Annotated in this window: 10 protein-coding genes; all 10 read right to left on the bottom strand. The window is 49.0% G+C overall.

From position 1 onward, the window contains the following. Window positions 1-72 precede the first annotated feature (72 nt). The 10 genes from HMPREF3027_RS05545 to HMPREF3027_RS05500 all read right to left on the bottom strand — a co-directional run bounded on the left by HMPREF3027_RS05545 (window position 73) and on the right by HMPREF3027_RS05500 (window position 9,754). A complete protein-coding gene (locus HMPREF3027_RS05545; protein ID WP_070707556.1) occupies window positions 73-549 on the bottom strand; it encodes a DUF4293 domain-containing protein in 477 nt (158 codons plus the stop codon). 105 nt (window positions 550-654) lie between these two features. Then, complete coding sequence (locus HMPREF3027_RS05540) at window positions 655-1,002, bottom strand: DNA-directed RNA polymerase subunit omega (RefSeq protein WP_070707555.1); 348 nt, start codon at window positions 1,000-1,002, stop codon at window positions 655-657. Between the two features lie 42 nt (window positions 1,003-1,044). Beyond that, window positions 1,045-1,884, bottom strand: a complete 840-nt coding sequence (locus HMPREF3027_RS05535) for an outer membrane protein assembly factor BamD (protein ID WP_018028300.1) — start codon at window positions 1,882-1,884, stop codon at window positions 1,045-1,047. 67 nt (window positions 1,885-1,951) lie between these two features. Next, window positions 1,952-2,689, bottom strand: coding sequence for a shikimate dehydrogenase family protein (locus HMPREF3027_RS05530; RefSeq protein WP_070707554.1), 738 nt, complete (start codon window positions 2,687-2,689; stop codon window positions 1,952-1,954). Beyond that, window positions 2,686-3,474, bottom strand: coding sequence for a bifunctional demethylmenaquinone methyltransferase/2-methoxy-6-polyprenyl-1,4-benzoquinol methylase UbiE (gene ubiE, locus HMPREF3027_RS05525; RefSeq protein ID WP_246830539.1), 789 nt, complete (start codon window positions 3,472-3,474; stop codon window positions 2,686-2,688). Before ubiE ends, HMPREF3027_RS05530 begins: the two co-directional genes overlap by 4 nt. Next, window positions 3,453-4,403: a phosphoribosylaminoimidazolesuccinocarboxamide synthase gene (locus HMPREF3027_RS05520; protein WP_070707552.1), complete on the bottom strand. Its 951-nt coding sequence runs from the start codon at window positions 4,401-4,403 to the stop codon at window positions 3,453-3,455. Before HMPREF3027_RS05520 ends, ubiE begins: the two co-directional genes overlap by 22 nt. 29 nt (window positions 4,404-4,432) lie before the next feature. Then, window positions 4,433-5,395, bottom strand: coding sequence for a PhoH family protein (locus tag HMPREF3027_RS05515; RefSeq protein WP_070707551.1), 963 nt, complete (start codon window positions 5,393-5,395; stop codon window positions 4,433-4,435). Beyond that, a complete protein-coding gene (locus HMPREF3027_RS05510; protein WP_070707550.1) occupies window positions 5,392-5,892 on the bottom strand; it encodes a thioredoxin family protein in 501 nt (166 codons plus the stop codon). The genes HMPREF3027_RS05515 and HMPREF3027_RS05510 overlap by 4 nt, the downstream gene beginning before the upstream one ends. A gap of 470 nt (window positions 5,893-6,362) precedes the next feature. Further along, window positions 6,363-8,933 (bottom strand): TonB-dependent receptor, encoded by a 2,571-nt coding sequence (locus HMPREF3027_RS05505; protein WP_070707549.1) that lies wholly within the window; start codon window positions 8,931-8,933, stop codon window positions 6,363-6,365. Further along, window positions 8,930-9,754 carry a GLPGLI family protein gene (locus HMPREF3027_RS05500; protein ID WP_070707548.1) on the bottom strand — a complete coding sequence of 275 codons (825 nt, stop codon included), beginning with the start codon at window positions 9,752-9,754 and terminating at the stop codon, window positions 8,930-8,932. The genes HMPREF3027_RS05505 and HMPREF3027_RS05500 overlap by 4 nt, the downstream gene beginning before the upstream one ends. Window positions 9,755-10,072: the final 318 nt, after the last annotated feature.

Here is a 10,072-nt window from a genome sequence, read left to right as displayed (position 1 = left end):
ATCCGTCTGACCTCCCACGAGGGGAGGTCATTCAAGGTAAATCTCTTCTCTAATGCGTAACCCCTGCACCCCTTAGCGTAGGCGATCCATAAATCTGATGGTCTTTTCATCGACCGCAATGCCTCGGTAAGCAAGATAATCAAATATCATTGCCACGATAGGAAATGCCAGCCAAGGGGTGATGCTCATAGACCACCAATCTTGGGTAGTAGTATTTACTATGGCCTCAATGAAGCTAGGACGATAGACTAAAAAGACCAAGAGGTAGAAGCCTACTTTAATAAGCAGGTTGAATATGGTGAGTCGCATCTGAAGGACCCTCTTACGGTAGAGGAAAATGGAGATGAAACTAATCAGAGTAATCGCCGCGGTAAGACTGAAAAGCACCCAGGAGGGCTGTACGATTTCTCCCGAAAGGTCCTCAAGCCCAGTCGCTTTGAACGCGTAGACCATATCCTGTGTGGTGACCTTTGCAAAGGTGAGGAATAGCATCGCTAGCATCAGTAGTCCTGATGCTAGGAGGTAGAGGGTTTGTTTTCTCTGTATCATATTGAGTTATCTATTTATCTGAATAAAAAAAACAGTGAATAGCAGTCCTCACAACCTCGTATGGTGTGGCGACAATCTATCCACTGCTTATACTTATTAGGTGATTTAGAGATCTTGATCCTCTTCCTCCTCAACTTGCTCCAGTGGATTACGGAAGTAGACTTCCCCCTCTTCAAACTCCTTTGCTGCCACGAGAGAGGGCTTAGGAAGACGCTCGTAGTACTTGGAGATCTCTATCTGCTCTTGGTTTTCAGTGTACTCCTCCAAAGTGTCGGTGTAGGTCGAAAACTCCTGTAGCTTTTGCTCCAGAGCACTCTTCATATCTGCCGATATCTGATTGGCTCTTTTACTCATAATCACTACCGACTCGTATAGGTTGCCTGTAGGCTCGCTAAACTTTTCCAAGTCGCGTGTCACAGTTGTTGATGGGGTATTTGTCTTCTTTTTCATCATCTATCTATCTTATCTATTTGCTTCGTCTTTGTCATCCTATATTTATTGCCAGTCCGCATTGGGGTCAATGTTCTTTTCGGCATACTCAAAGTACTTATCCACCGTCTTGCGATACTTTCCCTCGGGGAACTCGTTGATGAAGTTGTAGTACTCATCACGGAGGTCTCTCAGTCGCTGCTGCTGCTTCTCCACCACACTATTCTTGGCTATCTGATAGAGCGATGCCACCACATAGTAGTGCATCTCCTCCTTGTGGATAGAGTAGGGGTAGCTCTTCATTGCATTGCGAGCGGTGATGATGCAACTCTCGTAGTTATTGAAAATATAATTGCCGAGGTTGTAGTATAGCTTGGCATTGAGCACCTCCTTCTCCGCTAGATTCTCCTGAAGGCTAAAGAGTAGTTGCTTCGCCTCCTCCGCTTTTTCGCTCTGTGGATAATAGTCTAGGAATAGCTGTAGTTCTTGCATTGCTGCAATGGTTTTTGCCTGATCCAGACGAGGGTCGGGGATATCCTGAGCTAAGCCATAGCCCGAATAGAAGCGTGCCAATTCAGTGTATTCACCATTTGGAAACTCCGTATAGTATTGGCTAAAAGCCGTCTGTGCCTGCACATAATCCTTTGCCTTGTAGTAGGCTTGTGCCTTGAGGTAGAGTGCTTGCTCCATCTCGCTACTACCGCGGAAATAGGGGAGTATCTCCTCAAGCGTTTGAGCGGCCCATTCGTACTTTCCAGTATTATAAAACTTCTTGGCATAGGAGTACTTCTCGTACAGGTCGGTGCTTTTCTGCACCTTCGTCAGCTCGTTACACGAGGAGAGTAGGAGCACGAAGAGTAGTCCAATGAGTGAACCAATGAGTGAAAATCTAGATATTTGCTTCATATAAGTGAGCCATCATACTTTTAATACTTCTGGCAAAGATACCAATTTAATCACTATCTCCCTATTTCTATTCTCTAAAAATGTGCCACGCTGCCTCGGCCTGAAGGTAGAGCATACGCTCACCATTCATTTTAATACACCCCTCGGGGGCTGCATTGAGGAAACCAGCAAAGTGACTATCGTACGAAAGGTCGTAGAGTATATGCCCTTTCCCCACAGCGTGATAAGGTATGGGTGGTACCTCATGTGGCATCTTAGGTCCTCCTAGTGGCGTCGCATTGACGATGAGTTGCACCTCCTCCTTAATATAATTAGGAGTGAGGCTCTCATACGCTATCATTCCACCCCCCTCTGCCGGGTGACGAGATACCATGATCGGGTCGATGCCCAAGCCTTTAAGTGCAAAAGCCACCGCTTTGCTAGCTCCACCACTTCCCAGTATCAGTGCCTTTCGGGTGGTATTTAAGTCTAAGTGCTGAAGCGACTTGGCAAAGCCTACTACATCGGTATTGTACCCGAATAATTGTTGCCCAACCCGCTTCACCGCATTAACCGCTCCCACGCTTTTAGCGATATCCGAAGCAATGTCCACCCGCTCGTACATCCACTCTTTGTATGGAGTAGTTACCATAACGCCCTTCCACGAGCCCTTCTCTTGGAGCTCTTGCAAAAAGCGGTCGGGGTCATCGCAATCCACCAGTTCAAAGGTGCCATCCGTCACCCCTTCCTTAGCCCAAATGGCGTCCCAGATCTCAGGAGACCTACTGTACCCAATCCCCTTGCCGAGCAAAGCGTACCTATTCATCGTACCCTTTCGGCACTTTTGATCTTTGAGAGCTCACTATAAATGCCAGCAAAGGCATCGCTCTTAGGCTTATATCCCACATACAAAGCAGCCACTCCAGGGAGATAGACTTTGTAATAGGTGTTGATAAAGCCCGCCATTCGCATCAGTCCCTCCATCTGACGTCGTTGGGGCACCTTGCGAATGCTCTCGCCTAGATATTGATAAGCCGCTTTATTCCTCCCCAGTAGCTGACCGATGAAAGGAATCACTTGATCCACGTGCAGGTTATACCCCGTCTTGGTGATTGGATTGGTTGGCACACAAAGCTCAAGGACAGCCACCATACCGCCTGGCCGAAGTACACGGTACATCTCCTGATAACCACGAGCGATCGACTCAAAGTTGCGTACCCCAAAGGCACAAGTGACCACATCGAAGTGCTCCTCCTCAAAAGAGAGATCCATCGCATCCTCCACCGAGACCTTTACTTGGCTCAGCCCCTTCCGGAGTGCTTTCTGAACCCCTATCTCCAGCATGTTGATAGAGAGGTCACTCGCCACCACCGTTGCCCCCTTGCATTGCTCCGCGAGGAGAAGGGTGAGGTCGCCAGTCCCTGCGGCCAAGTCCAGAATCAGCTCTGGCCGCTCCACCGCCACGTGCTCCACCAGGTCTTTACGCCAAAGTTGGTCCAGCCCGAGGCTATTCACCCGATTGAGGAGGTCGTAGGTAGGGGCTATGTCGTCAAACATAGCCCTTATCCGACCTGCAAATGTATCTTCCCTTACTTCCTCGCCTTTAGCCATTGAGTTAGGTTCTTTTCGATTCTAGAGTGAATATCCTCAGTGGGGTGCTTCTCAAAGGACTCCCCCGTCAAGTGCTCATACAGCTCTATGTATCTATCCGTAACGCTGTCGCAGTACTCCGGAGTCATCTCAGGGATTTGTTGCCCCTCCTTGCCTTGGAAGCCGTGCTCAATCAGCCACTTCCTCACAAACTCCTTGGAGAGTTGGCGCTGTGGTTCCTCCTTCTCAAAGAGCTCTTGATAAGAGTCCTTGTAGAAGTAGCGAGAGGAGTCGGGGGTATGGATCTCATCAATCAGATAGATCTTACCATCCTTCTTTCCAAATTCGTACTTCGTATCCACTAGGATCAGACCGTGCTTCTCAGCCAGTTCCGTGCCTCTCTCAAAGAGGGCATAGGTGATACGCTCTAGCTCCTCATAATCCTCCTTAGAGACCAATCCCGAGGCGATGATCTCCTCACGAGAGATATCCTCGTCATGCCCCTCATCCGCCTTGGTGGTAGGAGTGATAATTGGGCGGTCGAACTTTTGATTTTCCTTCAGTCCTTCAGGAAGGGTGATGCCACAGATGGTGTGCTGACCCGAGCTGTAGGTACGCCATGCACTACCAGTGATATAACCACGAATCACCATCTCCACCTTAAAGGGGGTGCACTTGTGCCCGATGGTCACCATAGGGTCGGGAGTGTCTATCTTCCAGTTCTGGACAATGTCGGCTGTAGCGTCGAGGTTTTTGGCTGCTATCCTATTGAGGATCTCCCCTTTATAAGGGATTCCCTCAGGCAGAATCACATCAAATGCCGAAATCCTATCGGTCACCACCATTGCTAGGAGGTCCCCCTCCAAGGTGTAGACGTCTCTTACCTTGCCATGATATAGATTTTTGATCCCTGGCAACTGAAGATCAGTGTTGGTCAATGCTTTAGCCATAATATATGTTTGATTAAGTGTGTTGTATTTTATTCTTCCGTTGTTTCCACTCCTGCCCCTTCATTTCGGTCGTATGCCTCCACGATCGCTTGAACCAGACCGTGACGCATAATATCCTTCTTCTCAAAAGTGAGCCACCCGATGCCATCTACTTGCTTGAGTATGCGTTGGGCTTCTCTTAGACCCGAGGGGACGCCCCTAGGGAGGTCTACCTGTGTCATATCCCCCGTGATGATCATCTTGGCACTCTGCCCCAGTCGGGTGAGGAACATCTTCATCTGATGTGGCGTGGTATTCTGTGCCTCATCTAGGATAATCACCGCATCATTTAGCGTCCTACCACGCATATAGGCGAGCGGAGCAATCTGTATCACGCCACTCTCCATGTACTCCTTTAGCCGAATGCCAGGGATCAACTCCTGTAGCGCATCATACAGCGGTTGGAGGTAAGGGTCCAGCTTATCCTTCATCTCTCCAGGGAGAAAACCGAGTTTCTCCCCCGCCTCCACTGCTGGACGGCTGAGGATAATCCTCCGCACCTCCTTCATCTTGAGTAGCTTCACCGCCATCACTATGGCGAGAAAAGTCTTACCCGAGCCAGCCGGCCCAGTGGCAAAGACCAAGTCGTGCGACTCAATCAGCTCAATCAGCTTCGATTGGTTAGGCGTGCGGGCAGTGATCGGTTTGCCCCCCGCTCCATAGATGATCACCCCTTCCGACGAAGCCTCATCACGGCTCGCCTCGCCAGCGATCATCGCCTCGATGCTACTCTCGGTAAGCGAATTAAACTTTGTGGCGTGCTCCTCCATCTGGTTGAGTAGTCTTAGAAACGCCTTCAGCTCTCCAGGCTCCCCAATCACCTTGATGATATTGCCACGAGCCATAATCCGTAGCTTCGGGTGGGTCTCCTTCAGGAGCAAGAGGTTGCGGTTGTTGACCCCGAAAAATACCTGAGGGTCGGCCTCTTGGAGTAGATAGATCCGTTCGTTCATCTGCTAGCGACCCCCTTGATCTTATCTGCCTGTTGCCGGAGATCCTTCAGTGAGAGCAGCCCCTCCGATAGCGTAGGCGTCCCCTCTACCGGGATGAATAGTAGGGTAGGGAAAGCTCGGATGCCGATCCGCCGTGAGAGCTCCACTGCCTTCTCCGCATCAATAGAGTAGATAATCACCTCGCCCTTCTGCTCGCGTGCTAATTGCTCCAACCGTGGGCGAAGCCTTTTGCAGGGACCGCACCAAACGGCATAAAAGTCGACTATCACAGGCTTATCTCCCTTAAACTGCCATTCTCCCTCCTGAGTATAGTCATAAACCAGCTCCGCAAACTGTGCTTGGTTGATCTCCACCACCCCCGCTTCCTCCTGCCCACTTTGAGCAGAGGCCGAGGGAATCACGTCACCGCTTACGAAGTAAAGAAGCCCTAGCCCTACCAGCATAGAGAGTAGAGTGAGCCCCCATTTATCCATCAATTTATATCTAAAAGTCATCATTAATTATTAAGTCTACCTTATTACCACTCAAAGGTAGATAAAAATGGCGACATAAACAGAGATTCAACCAAAAGGGGAGGGGTTACGCATTGTAAATGTATGTGTGGCATTCATTGGAGTATCATTGTGGAGAAAGCCTCGCCCGAGGTCCTTAAAAAAGCACCCGCAAGGGTGCCACTCAGATAGCCCCCGCGTCGGAGGGGCAAATGCCCCGATCGACCGGCGGGAAAAAGGATGCAGTATATGTAATCGACCCTTGTGGTCGCACTTAGAGAGGTAGGTGCGACCACAAGGGTCGAAGGATTTGGGACAACTCGCTACCCGCCGGTCTTCGGCTCTATGAGCCTCGACCGGGGGCTATCTGAATGGCACCCTATCGGGTGCTTTCATACCCCTATAGACGATATGTTCAATCTAATACCTGTTGACTAATTTTCTAGTGCGTCACCCCTGCCCAAAAGGGCGGGGGCTTAAAGGGTAATGGTGAAGCCGAAAAAGATCTCTCTCGGACGGAGGTAGTAAAGAGAGTAAACATCGGTGGTAGAGGTCTGCCACCGCCTCTGATACTCATTGTTGCCAAAGATATTCCTACAGGAGAGCCGGAAGTCGTACCGATCCATCTTATAGGCGATATGAGCATCGGTAAATAGATGGCTCTGTAGCTTTTTATCTGTATAATGATAGAACTCACTCTTGCACCCAATCTCCACCTTATTTATCGGGAAGATAAATAGCTCCAGCGCGTGCGTGATGGTGGTAATCCGAGGATTAGAGATAGAGGGGTCTCTCCTATTTATCTGCTTGTAGCTCTTCATTTTGCTACTCAGCTCATAGGAAATCACCTTCGACGGTTGCATTGAAAGGGCTAGGCTCAGTTCGCTATCCTGCAACTGCCATGGCTCTTGCTGGTTCTTTATCAAAAGGTAGTAATCACTCCAAACCTGTCGCCCCTTGAGGGTGATGAGCGTTCGCCACCTAAAGAAAGACTTTGCCAAGTCGGCACTCAGAGAATAGCTAGAGGCATTATACCGCTCTTCGGTAGGTGTTTGCTTGTAAATAGAGGATTGCAAGGTACTTTGATAGAGCACCTCATTGGTGCGTCTATTCCACGAAGCGTTGAGAGTGGCAAATTGCCCCTTAATAGGATGCTGATATTTAAGTCTTAGAGCCACCGCATGGTTTCCTCGATGCTCCAAGCTGCCACTGTGTGCCGTGACCATTCTGTAAGAGGTGTACACTGGAGTGCGGTAGAGTGCAGTAAGGGCATCGGGCCATTCAAAGTAATTATAGGAGAGGGACGCACTAGTGATGGCACTAAAATCATACTGCAACCATAAACTAGGTTGCAAAGTCGCCCGCATCTTTTTCATCGCTCCATACTGCCGATGAACAATATCCCCCTTCACCGTTGCCCTCAGTGCCAATGGATCCTTACGGTAGTTCAACCCTGTAGATAGATACCAATTCTGCTGAGTGTACCGCTCTTTATTATCCACCTCGGGATAATTAATAGCCATCTCTTGGTACTTGAGTTGGTAACCGATTCGTTCGCTTAGGGTAAATCCCTTTATAGTGTGATTAAAAGCGATATGATTATCCGACTGAAAGGCCGATAGATCCAGCCGCTCAGTAAACCCCTCAACCGTCAGAAGCTGCCCAGGCAGATGACTAAAGGTATTAAAGGAGGCTCCCTCAAGGGTATGACCATTCTCAAGGCGATGAATGATCTCAAAATTCTCCGTGAGATAGGTTTTCTTTAGTTGCACGCTCTGCTCTACCTGCTTTTGTTGCAAAAGAGAGAGCCCGTCACTTTTATCTACTGTAAAGCTACCGTATAGGCGGTTGTTGATGTAATTCCGATCCTTATTGATATTGTAGGTCAATTCCCCTTTCAGGGTACTCACCTTTGAGTCAACACTACTCTCCTCACTTAGAATCTTTCCCTCATGCTCAAGATACTTCGTTACCTGCGATCTATTCCCTCTCTCTCTGTCCCAGAAGTAAGAGAGCTGAAAGCGGAGGTCATTGTCCTTCTTGGTCTTAATGAGGTGATTTGTAGCAACAAGATGCGATTGATTAAAGGTAGAGCGCTCCCTCTCTATGGCAGCAGCCGGCACTACTAGCCTCCTTAGTAGACCTGTTTCCTCCAGATTGCCCCGCAATTCCGTTACCAGGTCACGCACCTCCTTAGTGATGTCCTTCCCAGTGTTATCGCATTTGTACATCGAAAGGTTTTGCATCCGCCGTCCAAAGATCATCCCCATCAGTCGCCCTCTATAGAGCAGTTCACTCGCCCCTTGTGCTGTGGTGCCTATCCCCGCATTGAGGATGCCGGTCCAAGTATTCTTCACCTCATCTTTGAGGATAATATTGAGGGCGGCTTGCTCACTAAATTGCACCCCCTTTAAGCTCCTTATTGGTTGGTGATTTTGTAGCACCTGCACCTCTTTGATCATGTCGGCATTCAGGTTTTCACTCGCCTGGGCATATTTAGAACCGAGCAGGTCGAGCCCCTCTATGTAAAACTTATTGATCGGCTTTCCCTCAAAGGTGATGCGACCATCGGTGCGAACCGATAGCCCAGGCATCTTCTTAATTACATCGGCGATGCTTCTGTCCTGACTGAGCTTAAAGGTGGATACGGTATAAACCAATGTGTCTTGACTTTGCCTAACCCTCTCGGGTCGGATATCCACCTCCCTTAGCTCGAAAGTGGTACTTTGTAGCTGAATATCCCTACCATTTCTGTACTCCTCAATCTTTATTCGTTTCGTCTCATAGCCGAGTAGCATAAAGCCTATCGCCACTGGGCGAGTACCCTCCTTGGTGGTTATCTGGAATCTCCCATCCTCCCCAGTAAAACCGTAGGCGACGAGAGACGTCTCCGTGCGGTAGAGCAATACATTGACATCTCGGATAGGGGCTCCCTTCTCATCTACTACCCGCCCATAATAGCTCTCTTGAGCTATCGCTTGAGCAGACAATAGAGAGAGCAATACCCCTAGGCATAAAGAAATCCAACGCATGCTACTTTCCGTCATTCCTTATCCAAAAATAGGGCTGTCCTTTCAGGGTAGACGATATCATTGCCCAGCTGATCCTTTCCTCGGCTCCTAAATCCAGTTAGCTTCTCAAATAGTGCATCTGGCGATTTCCAAAACAACTTCATCAGGTCGCGGTACTCTTGTCGCGTACACTCCACATATTTTCGATTGGGAAAGAAGAGAGGCTCCCCCTCAATGCGCTCAATCTGAGTACAGGAGAATGAAAAAAGCCCTTCGCTCTTCTCCGCCTGCAAGATAAGTCCTGGTAGCCCATAGAGCATCCACGGACCATCGCTGTAGGGAATCTCAGGAGTAAACCAAACCTTCCAATGACGGCCCAGATAATCAGTGGTCGCTTGCTGGCAGTGATAGCCTGCTATGATGCTATCCTTTGGCACCAAGGTCCACTCGGGTCGCATCATCGGTTCCGTGTACCTTAGATGCTTGAAGGTCTTCTCCACAAAGGTGAGCTGGTTGGTAGCGGGATAGTTTTTCCACAGTTGATACATCAGCTGAGACCTGCGATAGCCGGCTCGTTCACAAGCATTCATCACATCGCCTACGGTACCTCCTTGTGCCAAAACCCGATCCTGAATCAATTGCCGTTGGACATTATTCAGACCATAAAAGTGAGATACCTTATCCCCAATGTCCAGGATCGCCTCATCCTTAATAGCTACCTTTTGCTCCTCAAATTGATGGAAGATAGCCGTATAATGTACCCTTGCCCGCACCATCTCCTTCTCCTGTGCTGAAGCAGTAGTACCTACCACCAAAGTGAGAAGTATCCAACTAAGTAATATCTTATCTATCCTCATAGTAATTAGGTCGTTGAAATAAAATCAATATGATTAACTCGTGTCTAAAGATAATAAAAATAGTTGAGATCGGGAAATAAAAGGTTATGGTTAGCAGGGGTTACGCATTAGAAACGTCTTGCCGTATGGTTTTTAGGTGTCTATGAGTAAGGTCCTCCCACGAGGAGGTTCGACCGTTCCTAGCCCCCGATTCGGAGGGGGTAAGCCCCCGAATGACCGGGGGAAACGCGTCAACCACCCCACTACTACGACCTCCCCTCGTGGGAGGTCGGACAACCCATTCCAGGATTAATCTGATGCGGTTGTCCGACCCGCAAG

Source organism: Porphyromonas sp. HMSC077F02, assembly GCF_001815465.1.
GTDB classification, from domain to species: domain Bacteria; phylum Bacteroidota; class Bacteroidia; order Bacteroidales; family Porphyromonadaceae; genus Porphyromonas_A; species Porphyromonas_A somerae.
This window is presented reverse-complemented; position numbering and strand designations above follow the sequence as displayed.

Coding starts and splice junctions, on each gene's coding strand:
- HMPREF3027_RS05545 (WP_070707556.1), bottom strand. CDS start 549: ATGATACAGAGAAAACAAACCCTCTACCTCCTAGCATCAGGACTACTG.
- HMPREF3027_RS05540 (WP_070707555.1), bottom strand. CDS start 1,002: ATGATGAAAAAGAAGACAAATACCCCATCAACAACTGTGACACGCGAC.
- HMPREF3027_RS05535 (WP_018028300.1), bottom strand. CDS start 1,884: ATGAAGCAAATATCTAGATTTTCACTCATTGGTTCACTCATTGGACTA.
- HMPREF3027_RS05530 (WP_070707554.1), bottom strand. CDS start 2,689: ATGAATAGGTACGCTTTGCTCGGCAAGGGGATTGGGTACAGTAGGTCT.
- ubiE (WP_246830539.1), bottom strand. CDS start 3,474: ATGGCTAAAGGCGAGGAAGTAAGGGAAGATACATTTGCAGGTCGGATA.
- HMPREF3027_RS05520 (WP_070707552.1), bottom strand. CDS start 4,403: ATGGCTAAAGCATTGACCAACACTGATCTTCAGTTGCCAGGGATCAAA.
- HMPREF3027_RS05515 (WP_070707551.1), bottom strand. CDS start 5,395: ATGAACGAACGGATCTATCTACTCCAAGAGGCCGACCCTCAGGTATTT.
- HMPREF3027_RS05510 (WP_070707550.1), bottom strand. CDS start 5,892: ATGATGACTTTTAGATATAAATTGATGGATAAATGGGGGCTCACTCTA.
- HMPREF3027_RS05505 (WP_070707549.1), bottom strand. CDS start 8,933: ATGACGGAAAGTAGCATGCGTTGGATTTCTTTATGCCTAGGGGTATTG.
- HMPREF3027_RS05500 (WP_070707548.1), bottom strand. CDS start 9,754: ATGAGGATAGATAAGATATTACTTAGTTGGATACTTCTCACTTTGGTG.